Here is a 21,656-nt window from a genome sequence, read left to right as displayed (position 1 = left end):
GCACGCCTCTTCTTCCTTCTCCCCTTGTGGGAGAAGGTGGATCGGCGCGCAGCGCCGAGACGGAAGAGGGGTGTTGGAAGAAATGAGGCGCTGGTGATCCTGGCGCTGTGCGCCCGATTTGAACGTAGGTGTGCGCCAAGCTGGAACACCCTCATCCGACCGAACTTCGCTCGGCCACCTTCTCCCACAAGGGGAGAAGGGGGAACTTAACTAGGCTCACGCCCGCTCGATGGTGACATGCATGGCATTCGGCGTGCCCACCTGCTCGCTGCAGCGGTAGCCGAGTTTGACCATGTCGATGCCGGCAAAAAGGTTCTCGCCTGAGCCGAGCAGCATCGGCGATATCGCCAGATGCATGTCGTCGATGAGCCTTTCCCTCAGATATTGCCGGATCGTGGCGACGCCGCCGCCGAGCCGGACATCCTTGCCTTCAGCCGCGGCTTTCGCCTTTTCCAGCGCCGAGTGAATGCCGTCGGTCACGAAATGGAAGGTCGTGCCGCCCTCCATGACGATAGGATCCCGCGGATGGTGGGTGAGCACGAAGACCGGCACATGGTAGGGCGGATTGTCTCCCCACCAGCCCTTCCAGGTGTCATCGGGCCAAGCGCCGCGGATCGGTCCGAACATGTTGCGGCCCATGATCCACGCGCCGGTGTTTTCGAAGCTGCGCGTTACGAACGCGTCGTCGGTATCCGTGGTCCCGCCATCTTCGCCGGACATGTTGCGGAAGGTTCGGGTGCCGAACATCCATGTGTGCAGGGCTTCCCCGCCGACGCCCAGCGGCTCTTTCAGGTCCTGGTCGGGACCGGCGCCGAAGCCGTCGATAGATAGGGTGAAAGCGTTGACGCGAAGCTTTGACATGAGGACCTCCCTCTAATCCAGTTGTGAAATGCAAGCAGTTGCTTTTAGCTAGACTGATTGCATTTTGCAAGCGGTATTTCGCCGCCGAGCAGAAAGCGGCTCGTTTGGCTCGCAAAGAAGGGGTAGTTGCAGCAGCTACTTGCGCCGCGACGCCTCGAGTGTGCGCTCGACAGCTAGGCGGAGCGGAGCGCCGCCATGATCTCGGCCAGGATAGGCTCGATCCGGCGGACGGCCTAGAATACGCGCACGGCCGATCGTTCGATCTCGGCCTTCAACATGGGATGAAGGCTGTCACGCGTGGTGATGTCGATTTCCGTTGACATCTTCTCTTCCAGAAATTGCTTGATCCCGACCAGGTCGATCAGAGAAAAGCGCCGCGCCGGGTCATAGTCGATGAACAGATCAAGATCGCTGTCCGGCTGGGCATCGTCCCGCGCTGCCGACCCGAACAGATACAGCGAAGTCGCGCCCATGCCTTTGATGGCATCCGCGTTTCTCTGCAACCGTTCGATGACCTCGTTCCTGCTCATGGGTCCATTCTAGCGGATTGCAGCAGAATCCCAAAACGATGCTTACCCCTTCAGCATCGCCGCCACTTCAGGCGCGAAATAGGTGAGAATGCCGTCGCAGCCGGCGCGCTTGAAGGCGAGCAGCGATTCCAGCATCGCCTTGTCACCGTCGATCCAGCCATTGGCGGCGGCCGCCTTGATCATCGAATATTCGCCCGACACCTGATAGGCGAAGGTCGGCATCCGGAATTCGTCCTTCAGCCTGCGGATGATGTCGAGATAGGGCAGGCCGGGCTTGACCATCAGCATGTCGGCGCCCTCGGCGAGGTCCTGCTCGGCCTCGCGCACGGCCTCGTCGGAATTGGCATGGTCGAGATAGTAGGTCTTCTTATCGCCCTTGAGCAGGCCGGCGGTGCCGACCGCCTCGCGATAGGGTCCGTAGAAGGCGGAGGCGAATTTCGTCGCGTAGGACATGATCGCCACATCCTGAAAACCATTGGCGTCGAGCGCATCGCGGATGGCGCCGATGCGGCCGTCCATCATGTCGGAAGGGGCAATGATATCGGCGCCGGCAGAAGCCTGGATGACGGCAGCCGCCGTCACCTGCTCCACGGTCTGGTCGTTGACGATGATGCCGTCACGCAAGATGCCGTCGTGGCCGTGCGAGGTGAAGGGGTCGAGCGCCGCATCGGTGATGATGCCGATCTCGGGCACTGCGCGCTTGATGGCGCGCGTGGCGCGGTTGATGACGTTTTCCGGATCGAGGATGTGCGAGCCGGTCTGGTCGCGCAGGCCGAGCTCGACATTGGGGAAGGTGGCGATCGCCGGAATGCCGAGCTTTGCCGCGCGCTCGGCCTCCTTGACGGCAAGGTCGAGCGACAGGCGGAAGACACCAGGCATTGCGGCGATCGGTTCGCGGATATTGTTCCCATCGACGATGAAGATCGGCCAGATCAGGTCGTCGACGCAGAGCCGGTTCTCCTGCACTAGACGGCGCGACCAGTCGGCCTTGCGCATGCGGCGCAAACGGCGGCTGCCGGTGATCTCGTCGACGCTGCGCGCGCCGGCAGGCTTTGCTGGGGTGAATTTGTTCATCGCCAAAACTCCGGATTGGCGGCTTTTAACACGAGCCTCCGCCGCTGACCAATGCGGCACGATAGTGCCAGGCACAAGCTGGATACCGGTATACGAGTTCCCGACCGTTGTTGTCCGAGAGGATTGCGCCCCGGCATTGACGCACCCATGCGCCACGCTTTAGCACTTCAGTCCCGGCGGCATTGGGCGAGGGATTCTTTAGGCGATGGATTTTGGCGGCGGCAACGAGATCCGCTTCGAACGATTGGGCAGGGCCGGCGTCGTCACGCTGACGCGGCCGCAGGCGCTCAATGCCGTCACCCATCGCATGGTCAAGGCGCTCGACAAGGCGCTGCGCGCCTGGGAGTGCGACGACGGCGTCGATGTTGTCGTCGTCAAGGCCGAGGGCAGGGCGTTTTCGGCCGGCGGCGACATCCTCCACATCTACGAGGCCGGCCGGGCGGGAAAGCCGCCGGTCGATTTCTTCGCCGACGAATACCGGCTGAACGCCCGCATCGCGCGGTTCGAAAAACCCTATGTCGCGCTGATCGACGGCATCGTCATGGGCGGCGGCGTCGGCATCTCGTTCCACGGCACGCATCGGCTGCTGACCGAGAACGCCCAGTTCGCCATGCCGGAAGTCGGCATCGGCTTTTTCCCGGATGTCGGCGCCAGTCATCTGCTGCCGGGCCTTGGCGGCAGCTTCGGCATGTATCTGGCCCTGACCGGAAACCGCATCCGCTATGGCGGCGCTCTGTGGTCGGGCCTGGCGACGCACACGATCAAGGCGCAGGACCAGGCCGGCTTTCTCGACCGGCTGGTTGCGAGCGGCGACCCGGAAGCGGCGCTGCGCGGCTTTTCCGTCCCGGCCCGGCGCGAAACGGACAGTCCGACACTGGAAGCCATCGCTCGCCATTTCGCGCAGCCGTCGCTGAGCGACATCATCGGCAGCCTGGAGCGCGCCGCACCCGCAGACGCGTTCGCGGCAAAGACGCTGGCGACGATCCGCACCCGCTCGCCGACCAGCCTGCATGTTGCCTGGCGCGAGATCAGCGCCGGGCTGACGCTGTCGATGGACGAGTGCATGCGGATGGAGTTCCGCATCCTCAACCGCATGCTTGCCGGCCACGATTTCTACGAAGGCATCCGCGCCGCCATCATCGACAAGGGCTCGTCGCCGCAATGGCGGCCGCCAGGCATCGACGACGTCAGTGCTGCCGACGTCGATGCCTATTTCGCTCCGCTCGGCGAACGGGAACTCAAGCTGTGAGCGAGGTCACGTCGAGACGCGTCGTGCTCCAGCCCTCGACGGTCGAGGTCATCTTCGCCTGGTTTCAGCGCGTCATCTCAGCCTACTGTCTGTTGTTCGGGATTTTGTACTGGATCCGGCTGATCGGCTTCTATCCCGGCTCGTTGTGGCGCTTCGACCTGATGCCGGTGCATTGGCAGGTGGCGGTGGTGACGCTTGCCGTCTTCTTTCCCTTCGCCGCCGCCGGTCTGTGGATGCTGGCGTCCTGGGGGCCGGTGATCTGGTTCATCTGCGCGGCGACCGAGACCGTCATGCATGCCGGCTTTCCCGAACTCTTCGGTCACCGGCCGCTGATCCTCGCCTCGCATGCGGCGGTGGCGCTGCTCTACATCGTCTTTCGCGTGGTGATCTGGATGCAGAAGCGCCGGAGCCGGCAATAGAGCATCGGATCGATGCTCAACAAGAATAACCCACGCGTCCGGTTGGACGGGCAAATTACCGCCCGGATTCATTGGCTAAATCTTTAGGTTAATCGTCCTTGTTGGGGTGACCCTTCGTTAAGCCTCTTTCGAAACCTATTACCGGTAAGCTCTTGTTAGCCCTAGCGTTTAAGTCGAATTTTATGAGTATTCGATAGTGTCGCGATCAAGGTGAAAAACAAAAAATCACCAGGCGACAAACGAGAGGCAAAGACAATGATCAATTCCCGTCCGGCGGCGAAGACCGCCAACGTATCCGATGACCGCCGCGAGGCGATCCGTTCGCTGTACATGGAATCGCTGCAGCTGGTGGAACGGCTGCACCGCCGCCTGCTTGACGTGATCAAGGACGAATTCGACCGCAACGGCCGTTCCGATATCAACGCCATCCAGGCGCTGCTGCTCTTCAATATCGGCAATTCGGAACTGACCGCCGGCGAGTTGCGCTCGCGCGGCTATTATCTCGGCTCGAACGTCTCCTATAATCTGAAGAAGCTGGTCGATCTCGGCTTCATCAACCACCAGCGCTCGCGCATCGACCGCCGTTCGGTGCGGGTCTCGCTGACGCCGAAGGGCAGTGAGGTGGCGGAAGTCGTCGCCGGCCTCTACGAGCGCCATGTCGGCTCGATCGAGCAGGTCGGCGGCATCAACACGGAAGAATTCAAGCAGATGAACCGCGCCTTGCAGCGCCTCGACCGCTTCTGGAACGACACCATCGCCTATCGAATGTAAAGCATGTCCATCGCATGCAACCGCGCCACGGGGCGGTCGGGGGAGCGATCCAAAAGACCGGTGCCGAAAAGCATCGGTCTTTGCGTTTCGTGAGGCCAGCCGATCCAAATCGCGGTCAGGGTCACGTTGCCGCCATATTCCCGGTGGAAGCGAGAATGCGGGTGATGTAGCGGCGCGAGCCAATCCGTCTGCCCGCCAACCGCCTCAGTGAAGGCGCGTCGCGCCCGGCGCGTTCTCGCACAGAAGCGAGTGGGGCATGGTTGGCTAATTGTTAAGGGCGCCACCCTTAGAGTGGGCCGGCCTAGCATGCGGGCGGATCGCCCGGTGAAAAAACTGTTACAGGACTATCTGGAGCGTACATGAGAACCAGTCGCCGTTTCTTCCTTTCCGGAGCCTCCGCGTTGGCCGCGACGATGGTTGCCGGTGGCGCCAGCGCGCAGGACGTGATCGCGGACATCCTGAAATCCTCGGGCCGCGGCAACTGGAACGACCAGTTCGACGCCCGCGCCAGCGAGGGCGGCAAGGTGGCCTCGACGCTGCCGATCGTCAGCCTGCAGACCGTTGCGTACACCGAGCAGGCTATCGCGCAGTATCAGAACATTGTCGCGCAGGGCGGCTGGGAGCAGGTCCCGGACACCAAGAAATTGCAACTCGGCGTCATCGATCCCGACGTGGTGCCATTGCGCAGGCGCTTGATGGTTTCGGGCGACCTGGCGCAGAGCGCCGGCCTTTCAGAGGCCTTCGATTCCTATGTCGATGCGGCGGTCAAGCGCTTCCAGGCGCGTCATGGCCTGCCTTCCGACGGCACCCTGGGCCAATATAGCTATGCGGCGATGAATGTCTCGGCGCAGGTCCGGCTTGGCCAGCTGCAGACCAATCTGCAGCGGCTGAACGAACGCGCCGGTACGCTGGGCAACCGCTATGTATTGGTCGATATCCCCGGCGCCCAGATCGAAGCGGTCGAGAACGACCGCGTCGTGCTGCGCCACACCGCCGTCGTCGGCAAGATCGATCGCCAGACGCCGATCGTCGATTCCAAGATCAACGAGATCATCGTCAATCCTTACTGGAACGCGCCGGTCTCGATCGTGCGCAAGGACATCATTCCGCTGATGCGGAAGGACCCCAACTATCTCAAGGACAGCAAGATCCGGCTGTTCGCACCGGATGGCAGCGAGGTCGATCCACTAACCGTCGACTGGTCGACCGACGACGCGGAGAAATACCGCTTTCGCCAGGATCCGGGCGCCGGCAATGCGATGGCCTCGGTCAAGATCAATTTCCCGAGCCCGGACGGCGTCTACATGCACGACACGCCGCAGCAGAGCCTGTTCGGCAAGATGATGCGCTTCGATTCCTCGGGCTGCGTGCGCGTCCAGAACGTGCGCGACCTCGTCACCTGGATCCTGCGCGACACGCCGGGCTGGAGCCGTCAGCATTTCGAGGCGTCGATCAAGAGCGGCGAGAACATCCCGGTGCAGGTCACCAATCCGGTGCCGGTCTTTTTCCTCTACATCTCGGCCTGGTCGACGGGGCCTGGCGTCGTGCAGTTCCGCGACGACATCTACGGGCTCGACGGAGCCAACGAGCTGCAGATCACCTCTGCGCTCTAAGCCACTGATCTTATTGAATTGATGAAAGGCCGCCATCGAGGCGGCCTTTTTGATGTGCGCCAGGCATGGCGCGTGGTGCGCAAGCACCGTTTGGCCGGGATGGTAGCCGGTCAATGACTTGGAGGTGAAAGTCCTCTGCTGGCCCTGGTGGCGTCGCGAAGCCTTGCTGAACGGCCGGCAGGCGAGGAAATAGGTGGCTCTTCGCCTCGCTGCCGCAATCCGACCAGCAAATTTCGCGCCGCAAACGTGGCGGGGCGAAAGCAACTGTGTTAATGGCGCGGCAGACCCCCCGGACGACAAGGATCTCAAGCATGGCAACAGCAGCGGCAGTGTCGAACAAATTCGAATCCTTCTTCGAAACCACCCTTGCCGATGCCGATCCGGAGATTTTCGGCGCGATCCGCAACGAACTCGGCCGCCAGCGCCACGAGATCGAGCTGATCGCTTCGGAAAACATCGTCTCCCGCGCCGTTCTGGAAGCGCAGGGGTCGGTCATGACCAACAAATACGCCGAGGGCTATCCGGGCAAGCGCTACTACGGCGGGTGCCAGTTCGTCGACGTGGCCGAGGACCTGGCCATCGAGCGAGCCAAAAAGCTGTTCGGCTGCAACTTCGCCAATGTCCAACCGAATTCCGGCAGCCAGATGAACCAGGCGGTCTTTTTGGCGCTGCTGCAGCCCGGCGACACCTTCATGGGGCTCGACCTGAATTCTGGTGGCCACCTGACGCACGGTTCGCCGGTCAACATGAGCGGCAAATGGTTCAAGGTCGTTTCCTACGGCGTCCGCAGGGACGATCACCTGCTCGACATGGATGCGATCGAGAAGACCGCCCACGAGACCAGGCCGAAGCTGATCCTGGCCGGCGGCACCGCCTATTCGCGCGTCTGGGACTGGAAGCGTTTTCGCGAGGTCGCCGACTCGATCGGCGCCTATCTGATGGTCGACATGGCCCACATCGCCGGCCTGGTCGCCGGCGGCGTGCATCCGTCGCCGCTGCCATACGCCCATGTGGTCACCACCACCACGCACAAGTCGCTGCGTGGCCCGCGCGGCGGCATGATCCTGTGCAATGACGAGGACATCGCCAAGAAGATGAACTCGGCGGTGTTTCCAGGCCTGCAGGGTGGTCCGCTGATGCATGTCATCGCCGCCAAGGCGGTGGCCTTCGGCGAAGCGCTGAAGCCAAGCTTCAAGATCTATGCCGAGAGCGTTGCCGCTAACGCCAAGGCGCTGGCCTCCAGCCTGCAGGAAACCGGCCTCGACATCGTCTCCGGCGGCACCGACAACCATCTGATGCTGGTTGACCTCAGGCCGAAGAACGCCACCGGCAAGCGTGCCGAGGCAGCGCTTGGCCGTGCCAACATCACCTGCAACAAGAACGGCATCCCTTTCGATCCCGAAAAGCCGTTCGTCACCTCGGGCGTGCGCCTCGGCACGCCGGCTGGCACCACGCGCGGTTTCGGCCAGGCCGAGTTCCGCGAGATCGGCAAGCTGATCGCCGAGGTGCTGGACGGGCTCAAGGCCGCGAATTCCGATGAGGGCAATGCAGCCGTCGAAGCAGCGGTGAAGGCGAAGGTGGCCGCGTTGACGGATCGTTTTCCGCTCTATCCCTATCTCGGTTGAGCTCACGCAAGGTGTCGTCCTTTATCGGCGGACGAGAAGCACTTTTTCAGCGGGGATGGAGTCCGGACAGGAGCCTTGACGATGATGCAGATTTTCGGTGTCGCTGGCTTTGGCGCGCTTGGCGTGTTGTTGGTCACATTGACCAGCTTGCCGTCCGCCGCCCAGGCACAGTCTGCGCCCACCCCAGCCGCACCGAAGACCGAAACCTTCGGCAACTGGTCCACCACTGTGGACGAGATCGATACCGGTGGGGATCTGCGCAAGACCTGCGTCGCCTCGACCGCCTTCCTCGACGCGAGCGGTACCAGCGGCACGCTCACGCTTGCCATCTCGAACGGTGATGCACTGCCGCCCAATGGCTATCCGACCCTCGTCATCGCCATGAAGAACAAGGACTTGCCGACTGGCGTGAACATTCCGGCGGTGTTCGGCGATGGCGACGGCAAGGTCAAGGCGACCGTCGATGCCATGGCCGGTGGCGGCGGAAAATGGATGTTGAACAATAAGCCCGAGATCAGCCTGGCACTGCTGCGTGCCATGCGCCGCGCCAGCGCGCTCGACGTCATATTCGCCGACACGCCGGTCGCGACCGTATCGATGGACGGCTTCACCAAGGCCTATCGCAGCCTCGGCGTGTCATGTGGGTTCCCGACTGCTGACGTCGCGCCGTAATCGGCCGGTATTGCCGTTGATGCTGGCAATTTTCCCCGCGCCTCGCTATCTCTGAGGCGCGAACCGATACTTTGCCATCGCGGCAAAAACCTCTAAGCCTTCGCTCCACGAGAATCGCGAACACAAGGCTGCCCATGCGCTGTCCCTACTGCCAGTCCGAAGATACGCAGGTGAAGGATTCGCGCCCCGCCGAAGACGGCGCGGCGATCCGCCGGCGGCGCGTCTGCCCCGATTGCGGCGGCCGCTTCACCACCTTCGAACGTGTGCAGTTGCGCGACCTCGTGGTGGTGAAGAAGTCCGGACGCAAGGTGCCGTTCGACCGCGACAAGCTGCTGCGCTCGGTCGAGATCGCCGTGCGCAAGCGCAATGTCGATCCCGAGCGCATCGACCGCGCGGTGACCGGCATCGTGCGCCAGCTCGAAAGCTCCGGCGAGACCGAGGTCGCCTCGGGCGAGGTCGGCCGCCTGGTGATGGAGGCACTGAAATCGCTCGACGACGTCGCCTATGTGCGCTTCGCCTCGGTCTATCGCAATTTCCGCGAGGCCAAGGATTTTCACGACGTGCTGGGTGAACTGAAAGGTGACGAGCTCAAGGAAGAGGACGCCGGCTGAGCATGGCAAGGCGCAGCCAAGCCGAGCAAGAGGTTCTTGATCGCCGCTTCATGGCGGCGGCACTGAGGCTGTCGCGGAAAAACGCCGGACGGACCTCGACCAACCCTTCCGTCGGCACGCTGATCGTGCGCGACGACGGCACCGGGCCGATGATCGTCGGCACCGGCGTCACCGCTGTCGGAGGCCGGCCACATGCCGAGACCGAGGCGCTGGCGGAGGCCGGCGAGCTCGCACGCGGCGCCACCGCCTATGTCACATTGGAGCCCTGCGCCCACCATGGCCGCACCCCGCCTTGCGCCAGTGCACTGGTCAATGCCGGCGTCGCGCGGGTGGTTGGGGCTGCGAGCGACCCCGATCCACGCGTGTCCGGCAACGGCTATGCGATCCTGCGTGCCGCCGGTGTCGAAGTGGTCGAAAAGGTGCTCGTGGCAGAAGCCGCCGAGCAGATGGCCGGGTATCTCATTCGATCTCTGAAAAAACGTCCGGAAGTGATTCTGAAACTTGCGATTTCCAGCGATGGCAAGATCGGCATGGAAGGCGCGGGGCAGGTCTCGATAACCGGCGACATCGCCCGGCGCGAAGTCTATTTGATGCGCGCCGAAGCCGACGGCGTGTTGATCGGCATCGGCACGGCGCTGGAGGACGATCCCGCGCTGACGGTGCGGTTGCCGGGGCTGGAGAACCGCTCGCCGGCGCGCATCGTGCTCGACCGCCAGATCAGGCTGCCGGAGACGTCGAAACTGGTCGCTGGCCTCGACCGGGTTCCGCTCTATGTCGCCGCCTGTGCCGAAGCCGATCCGCACCGGCGCGCCGCGCTCGAACGAGCCGGCGTGCGCTTCATCGGCACCGAAACGTATGAAGGCGATATTGCGCTGCCGGAACTGCTTGAGGATCTTGCCGCACTCGGCATGGCGAGCGTGCTGGTCGAGGGCGGCGCCAAGGTGGCCAAGGCCTTCCTCGCCGAAGGGCTGGTCGACCGCATCGTGCTGTTCCAGGGGCAGGAGCCGATCGGCAGGAGCGGCATTGTATCGCCCATCGACGCCGACCATATCCCGGCAGGATTTCGCAAATTGCGCGACATGCGTTTCGGCGAAGACAGCTACGCCGAGTGGATAAGACCATGATCCTGAAAAGTGGAGCCGGTTTTTGGACAAGAACATGGTCAAACTGAAAGACATGATCCCGAAAAGTGGGAACCGGTTTTCGGAAAAGATCATGGCCAACCAAGACATGATCCCGAAAAGTGGGAACCGGTTTTCGGAAAAGATCATGGCCAACCAAGAAGCCAGAGTCTGATGTTTACCGGGATTGTCACCGATGTCGGCACCGTCGCTGCCGTCAAGCCGCTGAGAGAGGGCGTCGGCTTGCGCATCGACACCGCCTATGACCCGCAGACGATCGCCATTGGGGCTTCGATTTCCTGCGGCGGCGTCTGCCTGACGGTGACGGCGCTGCCGGAAAGCGGCGCCAACGCGCGCTGGTTCGAGGTCGAGGCCTGGGAAGAGGCACTCAGGCTGACGACGGCGATGGGCTGGAAATCCGGCACCAGGATCAATCTGGAGCGGCCGCTGAAGATCGGCGACGAACTCGGTGGCCACATCGTTTCAGGCCATGTCGACGGCATGGCCGAGATCGTTGCGCGCAAGGAGGAGGGCGATGCCGTGCGCTTTACGCTGGAAGCGCCGCGCGATCTGGCCAGATTCATCGCACCCAAGGGTTCCGTCGCGCTCGACGGCACCTCGCTCACCGTCAACAAGGTCGACGGCACCCGCTTCGACGTGCTCTTGATCCATCACTCGCTGACCGTGACCACCTGGGGCGAACGCCAGGTCGGCGACCGCGTCAATCTGGAGATCGACACCATGGCCCGCTACGCGGCGCGCTTGGCGGAGGCCGCGAAAGAGGGGCTTTGATGAATAAGGGCAGAAGGACTTCCAAACGCGAAGAGCAACTGACGCGCGAAGCTTTGGCCGATGTTGACGCCGGTGATGTGATTGATCACCACGTCGTGCAGGCTTGGGCTTTGAGCCTTGTTCCCAGTGATCCGCGTCAGACGCCGCGCCGGAAAACAAAATAGTTTCGGCAGACCTCGCGCATCTCCACCAATCTTCTGCTTGCGATCAAACCGGCTTCGGCCTAAGTCACCGGCGATCCCGGAGACATCTATGGCTGGCACATCCCAACACGGCAAAGCGTTCATTCGCCCGAAGAAGAAGGCCCACCTTCTTGTCATCGAGGCACGCTTCCATGACGACCTTGCCGACGCGCTGCTCGAAGGCGCGACAAGCGCGCTCGAGGAAGCGGGCGCGACATACGACGTCGTCACCGTTCCGGGCTCGCTCGAAATTCCCGCAGTGATTTCCTTCGCCCTCGACGGCGCCGCCGAAGGCGGGTCGAGCTATGACGGCTTTGTCGCCCTCGGCACCATCGTGCGCGGCGACACCTATCATTTCGACATCGTTGCCAATGAATCGAGCCGTGCCCTGATGGACCTGTCCGTCCAGGAAGCGGTCTGCATCGGCAACGGCATCCTGACCACCGAAAATGACGAGCAGGCCTGGACGCGGGCAAGGCGTTCGGAAGGCGACAAGGGTGGCTTTGCCGCGCGTGCGGCGCTGACCATGATTGCCCTCAAGCAACAGTTGGGAGAGCGATCGTGAGCGAGCCCGCATCGCCCGGCCAGCCCGCGGTGCGCCACGCCAACAAGCGCGGTGCTGCCCGTCTGGCCGCCGTGCAGGCGCTCTACCAGATGGATGTGGCCGGCAGCGGCGTCTTCGAGATCACCGCCGAATATGAGGCGTTCAGGCTCGGCAAGGAAGTCGACGGCGCGCTCTATCGCGAGGCCGACGCGCAATGGTTTCGCGCCATCCTCGCCGGCGTCGTCGAGAACCAGAAGACCATCGATCCGATCATCCGCCAGGCGCTGACCGAGGACTGGCCGTTGTCCAGGCTCGATTCGACGCTGCGCGCCATATTGCGCGCCGGCGTCTACGAGCTGATGAAGCGCGAGGACGTGCCGGTGGCTGTCATCGTCTCGGAATATGTCGATATCGCCAAGGCGTTTTACGAAGAAGACGAGCCGAAGCTGGTCAACGCAGTGCTCGATCGCGTGTCGCGCCGGGTGCGCGGCGAAGGGCGTGGCAAGGACGCTTCATGACGGCCGTCGCTATCGCCGAGGCCGGCAGGGAAGCGCGCCGCACGGCGCTCATCCTTGCCGCTTCGCAGGCGATCATCGGCTCGGCCGCACCCATTGCCATTTCCGTGGGTGGGTTGGCCGGATATTATCTGCTCGGCTCCGACAAGTCGCTGGCGACGGCGCCGATCACCGGCTTCAACGTCGGCGTGGCGCTCGGCGCCCTGCCGGCCGCAGCCATCATCCGCCGGCTCGGCCAGCGCGACGGCTTCATGACCGGGACGATCGTCACTGCGCTCGGCGGTCTGGTCGCCACGCTGGCGCTATTTTACGCCAGCTTCTGGCTGTTCGCCTTCGGCCTGCTGGTGATCGGCATCGGCGGCGCCTTCGTCCAGCAATTCCGCTTCGCCGCCGCCGACAACGCACCGGCTGAATTCAAGGCGCGCGCCATCTCCTTCGTGCTGGCCGGCGGCATCGTCACCGCCATTCTCGGGCCGCAGATCGTCATCTTCACCCGCGAATTGTTTGCGCCGGTGATGTTTGCCGGCTCGTTTGCCTCCATCCTGGTGCTGGCGGCGGTCGGCGCCGCCATCCTGTCGTTGCTGCGCATCCCGGCCAAGGCGACGGGCAAAGCGGAAATCGCCGACAGCGACGCGCGGCCGCTCGCCGAGATCGTCACCAGGCCGCGTTTCGTTGCGGCGCTGTTTTGCGCCGTCGGCAGCTACGCGCTGATGAGCTTCGTCATGACCGGCGCGCCGCTCGCCATGGTCGGCTGCGGCCTGTCGACGGACGACGCCACGCTCGGCATTTCCTGGCATGTCATGGCGATGTTCGCGCCGAGCTTCTTCACCGGCTCGCTGATCTATCGCTTCGGCGCCGAACGGATTGTCGCAACCGGCCTTGTGCTGCTGATCGGCTGCGCCGTGGTGGCGCTGTCGGGCCTGGCGCTGTGGCAGTTCTGGACGGCGCTGATCCTGCTCGGCCTTGGCTGGAATTTCGGCTTCATCGGCGCCACCGCCATGGTCGCCGACAGCTACCGCCCATCGGAAAAGGCCAAGGTCCAGGGTTTTCACGACTTCGTCCTGTTCGGCTCCGTCGCCTTCGCCTCGCTGATGTCGGGCGCGGTCTACAACGCCTGGGGCTGGGAGATGCTGAACTGGATCATCTTCCCGGTGACGGTGTTGTGCTTCGTGGCGCTGGGCGTGCTGAAGATGACCGCGCGGCCGACCAGCGCATGACCCCGATCCGAAGGTTCGGAAAGGACCATGCGCAAATCAATAGTGCTACAGCGTCCTTTGCGCGTCCAAACGGACGCGACGCGCTGTAGTGACATGACGCTGTCGGGATCGGACAGCAGCGGATTCACCCGCATCCGAACAAAATTATTGCCCCCATCCCCCTTCTTATGAAACCGTGTGCCCCGACGGGGCATTGAAGCCATGCTCATATGCGGCAGCCGCAGTCCGGTTCTCAGCAAGGGATTTGTGAAATGTTTTCAGTCAAGGTTCTGGCCGGCACGGCGCTGGCGCTCGGCATCACCGCAGCCTCGGCGAGCGCTCAGGTGGTCGTGTCGTCGAAGATCGACACCGAAGGCGGCGTGCTCGGCAACATCATCCAGCTGGTGCTGAACGCCAACAACATCCAGACCACCGACCGCATCCAACTCGGCGGCACCCCTGTGGTGCGCAAGGCGATCACCGCCGGCGAGATCGACATCTATCCGGAATACACCGGCAATGCCGCCTTCTTCTTCGAAAAGGCCGACGATCCCGTGTGGAAGGATGCCGCCAAGGGCTATGAAACGGCCAAGAAGCTCGACTACGACGCCAACAAGATCGTCTGGCTGTCGCCGTCGCCGGCCAACAACACCTGGGCGATTGCGCTGCGCAAGGATGTCGCCGAGACCAACAAGCTGGCGACGCTGTCCGACTTCGGCAAATATGTCTCCGGCGGCGGCCAGGTGGTGCTGGCCGCCTCGGCCGAATTCGTCAATTCGGCTGCCGCGCTGCCGGCTTTCCAGACCACCTATGGTTTCACGCTTAAGCCGGACCAGCTGATCACGCTCTCCGGCGGCGACACGGCGGCGACCATCGCCGCCGCGGCGAACCAGACCAACGGCGCCAACGCCGCCATGGTCTACGGCACCGACGGCGGCATCGCGCCGTCCGGCCTGGTCGTGCTCGAAGACGACAAGGGCGTGCAGCCGGTCTACCAGCCGGCGCCGATCATCCGCGAGGCGGTGCTGAAGGAGCATCCCGAAATCGAGACGCTGCTGAAGCCGGTCTTCGCCAAGCTCGACCTCGTCACCCTGCAGGAACTGAACGGCCGCGTGCAGGTCGGCGGCGAGCCGGTCAAGGGCGTCGCCGAAGACTTTTTGAAGAAGAACGGGTTTTTGAAGTAGGCCGTTCCCTGTCGTGATGCCGGTGCGAGGCGCGCCATGACCACCCGCTTCGACAAGCTCGGCGTGGTCATCGCCGCGATCGTTGCCTATGCTGCCTTCGCGGCGCCCTTTGCCACCTTGCGCGCCAATCGCATCGTGCCGGGCGAGGCGCGCTCGATTCTTGAAGCGCTGCCGCCGACGCTGGGCCCACTGCTGCTTGCAGTCGTCGTCGTTGCGGCGGTCGTCGCCTTGCTGAAAACGCCGCTGGTCCTGCGGCTGGCCGCCAGCGTGGTCGCGCTTGCCGCACTGGCGCTGCTGATCGGCGTCGCCGGCAGCTTCCTGACGCCTGAGGGCAACAGCTTTGCCCGCATCTCGCCGGCTTCCGGTTTCTGGCTGCTCATCTTCGCCTTTACGCTGTTGCTCGCCGATGGGCTGACGAGGCTGAACCTGTCGCCATCGGCGCGGATCGGCGTGCTCGTCGTCGCGGCAGCGGCGATCGGCCTGCTGCTGGTCTCGGGCAGCTGGAACAGTCTGTCGATTCTCAAGGAATACGCCAACCGTGCCGACAGTTTTTGGGCCGAAGGCTCCAAGCATGTGACGCTGGCGCTGGGCTCGCTGGCGGCGGCGGTGATAGCAGGCCTGCCGCTTGGCATCCTCTGCCACCGCGTCGAAAAATTGCGGGCCGGCGTGCTCAACGTGCTGAACATCATCCAGACCATTCCCTCGATCGCGCTGTTCGGACTGTTGATCGCGCCGCTCGGCTGGGTCGCCACGCATGTGCCCGGCGCGGCCTCCCTCGGCATTCGCGGCATCGGCACCGCGCCCGCCTTCGTCGCCCTGTTCCTCTATTCGCTGCTGCCGGTGGTGGCCAACACCGTGGTCGGTCTTGCCGGCGTGCCGCGCGCCGCCAACGATGCCGCACGCGGCATGGGCATGACCGAGCGCCAGCGCCTGTTCGGCGTCGAATTTCCACTGGCCTTCCCGGTGATCCTCACCGGCATCCGCATCGTGCTGGTCCAGAACATCGGCCTTGCTACCATTGCCGCGCTGATCGGCGGCGGCGGTTTCGGCGTGTTCGTGTTCCAGGGCGTTGGCCAGACGGCGATGGACCTGGTGCTGCTCGGCGCCGTTCCGACGGTGGCTATGGCCTTTGCTGCCGCCATCATCCTCGACGCATTGATCGAAATGACCTCCACCCGGCGACGCGAGGCACAACCGGCATGATCGAGATCGAAGGCATTACCAAGCGCTATGACGCGACGACCGTCGTCGACGACGTGTCGATGGTGATCGAGCCGCGCACCATCGCCGTCATCGTCGGCACCTCCGGCTCCGGCAAGACGACGCTGCTGCGCATGATCAACCGGCTGGTCGAGCCGACCGCCGGCGTGATCAGGCTCGACGGCGCCGACAACCGCTCGCTGCCCGGCTACGAGCTGCGCCGCAGCATCGGTTACGCCATCCAGGGCCATGGGCTGTTTCCGCATCGCACCGTGGCACAGAACATCGCCACCGTGCCGGTGCTGCTCGGCTGGGACGCGGCCCGCATCAAGCACCGTGTCGACGAGTTGATGACGCTCTACCAGCTCGATCCCCAGGCGTTCGGGCCACGCTATCCGCACGAACTCTCCGGTGGCCAGCAGCAGCGCGTCGGCGTCGCCAGGGCGCTTGCCGCGGCGCCGAATGTGCTGTTGATGGACGAGCCGTTCGGCGCGCTCGACCCGATCATCCGCAACAAGGCGCAGGAGGACCTTCTGGCGATCCAGAAGCGCTTCGGCACCACCATCATCCTCGTCACCCATGACATGGAGGAGGCGGTGCGTATGGGCGACAAGATCGCGGTGATGGATGCCGGCAAGCTGGTGCAATATGCCAGGCCCGCCGAGATCCTGGCGAAGCCGGCCAGCGCCTTCGTCGAGACCCTGGTCGGCGCCAGCGAAAAACCGTTCAGGCTGCTGTCGCTCGGCCGGGTGCGCGACGCCGTGGAGACGGGCACCGCCGAAGGCGAGGCGATCCCCGCCGACGCCAGCCAGCGCGATGCGCTGGCCGAACTGTTGTGGTCGGGACGCCCGGCGTTGCCGGTGACAGGCACGGATGGCAAGCCGCTCGGCCGCGTGACTGTGGATGGGCTGGTGAAACGCGCGGCGAGGCCGGCATGAAAGAGGCCGGTGTAAAAGCCTGGCTTCCGTCACTGCTCAGGCTTGCCCTGGTGGTGCTGCTCATTGCGTTCGTGACCAATCCGGGTTGGTTCGAGCCGCTGCTGAAGCCGCTGACCGAGAGCAACGCGCCGGCAATCTACAACCAGGGCAGCCTGTTGACGCTGATGCTGCTGCACCTGAGGACCGTGCTGATCGCGACGGTGGCGGCAACCATCGTTGCCGTGGCGCTCGCCATCCTGGTCACCCGGCCGGCCGGCGTCGAATTCCTGCCGCTGTCGCGCAGCCTGGTCAATATCGGCCAGACCTTTCCGCCGGTGGCGGTGCTGGCGCTGGCCGTGCCGGCCGTTGGCTTTGGCGAGAAGCCGACACTGATCGCGCTGTTTCTCTACGGCCTGCTGCCGATCTTCGAGAACGCGCTGACCGGGCTGACGACGCTGCCGGCCAATGTGGTCGAGGCGGCGCGCGGCGCCGGCATGACCGGCTGGCAAAGGCTGGTCAAGGTCGAGCTGCCGCTCAGCGCGCCGATCATTCTCGGCGGTATCCGGCTTTCGGTGGTCATCAGCCTCGCCACTGCGACGATCGGCTCGACCGTGGCGGCCAGGACGCTCGGCGAGGTGATCATCGCCGGTCTGTTGTCCAACAATCTCGCCTTCGTCCTGCAGGGCGGGCTGATCGTCGCCGCGCTTGCCGTGCTGATCTATGACGGGCTGTCGGCGATCGAGCGCTACACCGCACGCCGCATGGGGCAGGAGACGGCGTAGGCGACAGATCAGAGCTTATCGCGTTCGCTCATCTCGGCGGAAATGGACTTCAAACAGCGATTTCCATGACCCGGCCGGAAGTGAAAGATAGCGGCTCTACCGAGAGGCAGCCTTCGATTGCTTCACGCAAGTTCTCGACAAGTTCGTCCAAGGTTTCACCCTGGGTCGCGCAGCCGGGAATTGCCGGCACTTCGGCCCAGTAGCCACCTTCTTCGGCTTCGTGAATGATCGCCTTGAACTTCATCGGTCATCTCCAACTCCACCCTGGAGATAGGCTGCCCCGCCGATATGTGCAAAGCTGCATGAGCGCTGTCTATCTGCAAGTTCCGCTGCCTGATCAGGCTCGCGCCGGGTGTGGCAGTCCAACGTCTGCAACGGCCAGCAGAAGGCTTTCATGTTCTCCATGACCATGCTGGCGGTGCTGATCTTCGCCGTCAGGCTGGACTGCGACCTGCGCAAAGGCTGACAACCGCCAGCCGATTTCAATCGATCTGATCGGGTGGCGGCACTTGCGAGCGTGTTGCCGCCCCATTGCTTTTGGGCGAAGGTCGGGGCTTTTGGGCGAAAGCCAGGGGCTTTTGGGCGAAAGCCGGGCAAAAACCGAACAATATCTTGACGTTCGCAGCCCTGTTTCGCATAAGCCGATGCGAGGGGAGCGGATTCGGCGCGCGGAATCCGCTCCCCGTCTCAACGGCCCAGGGAGGGGTTCTTTTGGGTCATCAATCGAGGAAAATCCGGCAATGACCATAATTTTAGCTGTCATCGCCTGCGGTCTGCTTTCAGTCCTTTACGCCATCTGGGCGACAAAATCGGTCCTCGCGGCCGATCAGGGCAATGCACGCATGCAGGAAATTTCCGCGGCCATCCGCGAAGGCGCGCAGGCCTATCTGGCGCGCCAGTACACCACCATCGCCATCGTCGGCGTCGTGGTCCTGCTGCTCGCCTGGTGGCTGCTTTCGATCACCGCCGCCATCGGCTTCCTGATCGGCGCCGTTCTGTCGGGCGCCGCCGGCTTCATCGGCATGCACGTCTCGGTGCGCGCCAATGTGCGCACCGCGCAGGCGGCTTCCAACAGCCTCGCAGCCGGCCTCGAGATCGCCTTCAAGTCGGGCGCCATCACCGGCATGCTGGTCGCTGGCCTGGCCCTGCTCGGCGTCTCGATCTATTACCTGATCCTCACCCAATTCATCGGCCTCCAGCCCAACGACCGCGTCGTCATCGACTCGCTGGTTTCGCTCGGCTTCGGCGCCTCGCTGATCTCGATCTTCGCCCGTCTCGGCGGCGGCATCTTCACCAAGGGCGCCGACGTTGGCGGCGATCTCGTCGGCAAGGTCGAAGCCGGCATTCCCGAAGACGATCCGCGCAACCCGGCCACCATCGCCGACAATGTCGGCGACAATGTCGGCGACTGCGCCGGTATGGCCGCCGACCTGTTCGAGACCTATGCGGTGACCGTGGTCGCCACCATGGTCCTCGCCGCCATCTTCTTCGGCGGCACCGCCGTTCTCAGCGCCACGATGCTCTATCCGCTGGCCATCTGCGGCGCCTGCATCCTGACCTCCATCGTCGGCACCTTCTTCGTCAAGCTCGGCTCCAACGGCTCGATCATGGGCGCGCTCTACAAGGGCCTGATCGTCACCGGCCTGCTGTCGATCGTCGGCCTCGGCATCGCCACCTCGGCAACGCTGGGCTGGGGCGAGATCGGCACGGTCGACGGCATGGCCATCACCGGCGCGAACCTGTTCATCTGCGGCCTGATCGGCCTTCTGGTGACCGGTCTCATCGTGGTGATCACCGAATATTATACCGGCACCGACAAGCGCCCGGTGAACTCCATCGCCCAGGCTTCGGTCACCGGTCACGGCACCAACGTCATCCAGGGGCTTGCGGTCTCGCTGGAATCGACGGCACTTCCGGCGATCGTCATCGTCGGCGGCATCATATCGACCTACCAGTTCGCCGGCCTCTACGGCACGGCGATCGCAGTCACCACGATGCTCGGCCTCGCCGGCATGATCGTCGCGCTCGACGCCTTCGGCCCGGTCACCGACAATGCCGGCGGCATCGCCGAAATGGCCGGCCTGCCCAAGGAAGTGCGCCAGTCGACCGATGCGCTCGATGCCGTCGGCAACACCACCAAGGCGGTGACCAAGGGCTACGCCATCGGTTCGGCCGGTCTCGGCGCGCTGGTGCTGTTTGCGGCCTACTCCAACGACCTGAAGTTCTTTGCCGCCAATGGCGACAAATACCCTTACTTCCAGGGCATGGGCGACGTCTCTTTCGACCTCTCCAACCCTTACGTCGTTGCCGGTCTGATCTTCGGCGGCCTGATTCCGTATCTGTTCGGCGGCATCGCCATGACGGCTGTCGGCCGTGCGGCGGGCGCCATCGTCGAGGAGGTGCGCAAGCAGTTCCGCGAGGATCCGGGCATCATGGCCGGCACCTCGAAGCCGAACTATGCGCGTGCGGTCGATCTTCTGACCAAGGCGGCGATCCGGGAAATGATCATTCCGTCGCTGCTGCCGGTGCTGGCGCCGCTGGTCGTCTATTTCGGCGTGCTGCTGATCTCGGGCTCGAAGGCGTCCGCCTTTGCAGCACTTGGCGCCTCGCTGCTCGGCGTCATCGTCAACGGCCTGTTCGTCGCCATCTCGATGACCTCTGGCGGCGGCGCCTGGGACAATGCAAAAAAATCGTTCGAGGACGGCTTTACCGACAAGGACGGCGTCAAGCATCTCAAGGGCTCCGAGGCGCACAAGGCCTCGGTGACCGGCGACACGGTCGGCGATCCCTACAAGGACACCGCCGGTCCGGCAGTCAACCCGGCGATCAAGATCACCAACATCGTCGCCCTGCTGCTGCTGGCCGTGCTCGCGCACGGCTGAGGCGGCTTGGCCTTCCGAGGCCGAGATCCACAACCGAACCCGCGGGAGCGATCCCGCGGGTTCGTCTATTTTGGACGTCCAGCATCAGGGAATTGACGCCCGTGACAGCTCCAAAAGCTCGCGTTCAAGTCGTCTGCGGCCCGCAGCCTGCGACAATGGCTTTCTGTCTCAAAACAAAAACCCGCAGGATCGCTCCCGCGGGTTTTCGGTCGCCTGAGATGTTGCTGCTTCCCCTCGAAGTTAAAAGAAGGGAAGCAAAAAAGGATGAGAAGCCGATTCTGCCAGGATTGATCAGGTGTCGGGCGAGGCGCCGCCGCCGGGGAGGCCGGGCGCCAGCTTGCTGGCGCCACCCATGATCTGGCTGAGGAAGCTCTGGTCCTTGCCGCCGGTCGGCGTGGTCCGCGAGATGAAGTCGAACACCTTGCCGTCCTTCAGGCCGTAATTGGCGATCTGGGTAACGCGCCCGTCCTCGCCGAAATAGACGGCCAGCACCTTCTGGTCGACCAGCCTCGGCTTGTCGAAGGCGACGTAACGCTTGCGCGTCTGTGAGATGTAGTAGAAGGCCTCGTTGTCGAAAGTCGCCTTGGTCGACGGGGTGCCGAGCGCCAGAAGCACCTGTTCGCGGCTCGAGCCGACCGGCACCAGGTCGATCGCCTGCTGGTCGATGACGTAGCCCTGCGTCAGCGTCTCGCTCGGATTGAGATCACCGATCATCTTCGACGAGTTGCAGCCGCAAAGCGCCGAAGCTGCCACCAGCAGCGAGATCGCGCCGGCGGATCTCGGAAAAGCGGACCTGGGCAGAAAAGTCGACTTGATTTTCAGCGCGCGCAACTACAACTCCATTAGCTGGCCGCAACTTGCGCTGGGCCGCAAAACCGGTAAACCAGCTTGCTCGCCGATGCAACAAGGCCAATTC

Annotated in this window: 24 protein-coding genes; 19 read left to right on the top strand and 5 right to left on the bottom strand. The window is 63.7% G+C overall.

Features of this window, described 5'->3' with window-relative positions; genetic code table 11:
• Nucleotides 1-216: 216 nt before the first annotated feature.
• The 3 genes from AC0L2A_RS25190 to hemB form a co-directional block, all read right to left on the bottom strand.
• On the bottom strand, nt 217-861 hold the full coding sequence (locus tag AC0L2A_RS25190; RefSeq protein WP_473611105.1) for a dihydrofolate reductase family protein: 645 nt from the start codon (nt 859-861) through the stop codon (nt 217-219).
• A gap of 233 nt (nt 862-1,094) precedes the next feature.
• Entirely contained in the window at nt 1,095-1,391 is a 297-nt protein-coding gene (locus tag AC0L2A_RS25185) for a nucleotidyltransferase family protein (RefSeq protein ID WP_091591582.1), read from the bottom strand.
• 42 nt (nt 1,392-1,433) lie between these two features.
• Nucleotides 1,434-2,465: a porphobilinogen synthase gene (gene hemB / locus AC0L2A_RS25180; protein ID WP_473611104.1), complete on the bottom strand. Its 1,032-nt coding sequence runs from the start codon at nt 2,463-2,465 to the stop codon at nt 1,434-1,436.
• 205 nt (nt 2,466-2,670) lie between these two features.
• Here hemB and AC0L2A_RS25175 point away from each other — a divergent pair, with 205 nt between their 5' ends.
• The 18 genes from AC0L2A_RS25175 (at nt 2,671) to AC0L2A_RS25090 (ending at nt 17,858) form a co-directional block, all read left to right on the top strand.
• The gene (locus tag AC0L2A_RS25175; protein ID WP_473611102.1) at nt 2,671-3,714 is read left to right on the top strand and encodes an enoyl-CoA hydratase/isomerase family protein; all 1,044 of its coding nucleotides are present in this window, start codon (nt 2,671-2,673) and stop codon (nt 3,712-3,714) included.
• Nucleotides 3,711-4,133, top strand: a complete 423-nt coding sequence (locus tag AC0L2A_RS25170; protein ID WP_473611101.1) for a DUF6163 family protein — start codon at nt 3,711-3,713, stop codon at nt 4,131-4,133. Before AC0L2A_RS25175 ends, AC0L2A_RS25170 begins: the two co-directional genes overlap by 4 nt.
• Before the next feature lie 255 nt (nt 4,134-4,388).
• A complete protein-coding gene (gene ldtR / locus AC0L2A_RS25165; protein WP_027154640.1) occupies nt 4,389-4,904 on the top strand; it encodes a transcriptional regulator LdtR in 516 nt (171 codons plus the stop codon).
• Between the two features lie 359 nt (nt 4,905-5,263).
• The gene (locus tag AC0L2A_RS25160) at nt 5,264-6,517 is read left to right on the top strand and encodes a L,D-transpeptidase family protein (protein ID WP_287284624.1); all 1,254 of its coding nucleotides are present in this window, start codon (nt 5,264-5,266) and stop codon (nt 6,515-6,517) included.
• Nucleotides 6,518-6,828: 311 nt separating this feature from the next.
• A complete protein-coding gene (gene glyA, locus AC0L2A_RS25155; RefSeq protein ID WP_473611100.1) occupies nt 6,829-8,142 on the top strand; it encodes a serine hydroxymethyltransferase in 1,314 nt (437 codons plus the stop codon).
• An 81-nt stretch (nt 8,143-8,223) separates the two neighbouring features.
• Complete coding sequence (locus AC0L2A_RS25150; RefSeq protein ID WP_473611098.1) at nt 8,224-8,814, top strand: invasion associated locus B family protein; 591 nt, start codon at nt 8,224-8,226, stop codon at nt 8,812-8,814.
• A gap of 134 nt (nt 8,815-8,948) precedes the next feature.
• The gene (nrdR, locus tag AC0L2A_RS25145) at nt 8,949-9,425 is read left to right on the top strand and encodes a transcriptional regulator NrdR (RefSeq protein ID WP_023798407.1); all 477 of its coding nucleotides are present in this window, start codon (nt 8,949-8,951) and stop codon (nt 9,423-9,425) included.
• A gap of 2 nt (nt 9,426-9,427) precedes the next feature.
• Nucleotides 9,428-10,549 (top strand): bifunctional diaminohydroxyphosphoribosylaminopyrimidine deaminase/5-amino-6-(5-phosphoribosylamino)uracil reductase RibD, encoded by a 1,122-nt coding sequence (gene ribD / locus AC0L2A_RS25140; protein ID WP_287237387.1) that lies wholly within the window; start codon nt 9,428-9,430, stop codon nt 10,547-10,549.
• 34 nt (nt 10,550-10,583) lie between these two features.
• Nucleotides 10,584-10,721 carry a hypothetical protein gene (locus tag AC0L2A_RS25135; protein WP_287394954.1) on the top strand — a complete coding sequence of 46 codons (138 nt, stop codon included), beginning with the start codon at nt 10,584-10,586 and terminating at the stop codon, nt 10,719-10,721.
• Nucleotides 10,721-11,338 carry a riboflavin synthase gene (locus AC0L2A_RS25130; protein WP_128246710.1) on the top strand — a complete coding sequence of 206 codons (618 nt, stop codon included), beginning with the start codon at nt 10,721-10,723 and terminating at the stop codon, nt 11,336-11,338. Before AC0L2A_RS25135 ends, AC0L2A_RS25130 begins: the two co-directional genes overlap by 1 nt.
• Nucleotides 11,338-11,502 carry a hypothetical protein gene (locus AC0L2A_RS25125; protein WP_473611097.1) on the top strand — a complete coding sequence of 55 codons (165 nt, stop codon included), beginning with the start codon at nt 11,338-11,340 and terminating at the stop codon, nt 11,500-11,502. The genes AC0L2A_RS25130 and AC0L2A_RS25125 overlap by 1 nt, the downstream gene beginning before the upstream one ends.
• 88 nt (nt 11,503-11,590) lie before the next feature.
• Nucleotides 11,591-12,085, top strand: coding sequence for a 6,7-dimethyl-8-ribityllumazine synthase (gene ribH / locus AC0L2A_RS25120; protein WP_036263097.1), 495 nt, complete (start codon nt 11,591-11,593; stop codon nt 12,083-12,085).
• Complete coding sequence (gene nusB, locus AC0L2A_RS25115) at nt 12,082-12,582, top strand: transcription antitermination factor NusB (protein WP_023798402.1); 501 nt, start codon at nt 12,082-12,084, stop codon at nt 12,580-12,582. Before ribH ends, nusB begins: the two co-directional genes overlap by 4 nt.
• Nucleotides 12,579-13,796, top strand: a complete 1,218-nt coding sequence (locus AC0L2A_RS25110) for an MFS transporter (RefSeq protein WP_023798401.1) — start codon at nt 12,579-12,581, stop codon at nt 13,794-13,796. Before nusB ends, AC0L2A_RS25110 begins: the two co-directional genes overlap by 4 nt.
• 251 nt (nt 13,797-14,047) lie before the next feature.
• Nucleotides 14,048-14,959 carry a glycine betaine ABC transporter substrate-binding protein OsmF gene (gene osmF / locus AC0L2A_RS25105; RefSeq protein WP_473611095.1) on the top strand — a complete coding sequence of 304 codons (912 nt, stop codon included), beginning with the start codon at nt 14,048-14,050 and terminating at the stop codon, nt 14,957-14,959.
• Between the two features lie 36 nt (nt 14,960-14,995).
• Nucleotides 14,996-16,162, top strand: a complete 1,167-nt coding sequence (locus AC0L2A_RS25100; protein WP_473611094.1) for an ABC transporter permease — start codon at nt 14,996-14,998, stop codon at nt 16,160-16,162.
• Nucleotides 16,159-17,097, top strand: a complete 939-nt coding sequence (locus tag AC0L2A_RS25095; protein ID WP_473611093.1) for an ABC transporter ATP-binding protein — start codon at nt 16,159-16,161, stop codon at nt 17,095-17,097. The genes AC0L2A_RS25100 and AC0L2A_RS25095 overlap by 4 nt, the downstream gene beginning before the upstream one ends.
• Nucleotides 17,094-17,858 (top strand): ABC transporter permease, encoded by a 765-nt coding sequence (locus tag AC0L2A_RS25090; RefSeq protein ID WP_128246704.1) that lies wholly within the window; start codon nt 17,094-17,096, stop codon nt 17,856-17,858. The genes AC0L2A_RS25095 and AC0L2A_RS25090 overlap by 4 nt, the downstream gene beginning before the upstream one ends.
• 49 nt (nt 17,859-17,907) lie before the next feature.
• Here AC0L2A_RS25090 and AC0L2A_RS25085 read toward each other — a convergent pair whose 3' ends face one another.
• On the bottom strand, nt 17,908-18,102 hold the full coding sequence (locus tag AC0L2A_RS25085; RefSeq protein ID WP_473611092.1) for a type II toxin-antitoxin system HicB family antitoxin: 195 nt from the start codon (nt 18,100-18,102) through the stop codon (nt 17,908-17,910).
• A gap of 496 nt (nt 18,103-18,598) precedes the next feature.
• Here AC0L2A_RS25085 and AC0L2A_RS25080 point away from each other — a divergent pair, with 496 nt between their 5' ends.
• On the top strand, nt 18,599-20,740 hold the full coding sequence (locus AC0L2A_RS25080; RefSeq protein WP_236389700.1) for a sodium-translocating pyrophosphatase: 2,142 nt from the start codon (nt 18,599-18,601) through the stop codon (nt 20,738-20,740).
• A 291-nt stretch (nt 20,741-21,031) separates the two neighbouring features.
• On the opposite strand, the gene AC0L2A_RS25075 is transcribed toward AC0L2A_RS25080, so the two are convergent.
• Nucleotides 21,032-21,571, bottom strand: a complete 540-nt coding sequence (locus AC0L2A_RS25075) for an outer membrane protein assembly factor BamE (protein ID WP_473587664.1) — start codon at nt 21,569-21,571, stop codon at nt 21,032-21,034.
• Between the last annotated feature and the right edge of the window lie 85 nt (nt 21,572-21,656).

The organism is Mesorhizobium sp. WSM4844, from assembly GCF_055811775.1.
This window is presented reverse-complemented; position numbering and strand designations above follow the sequence as displayed.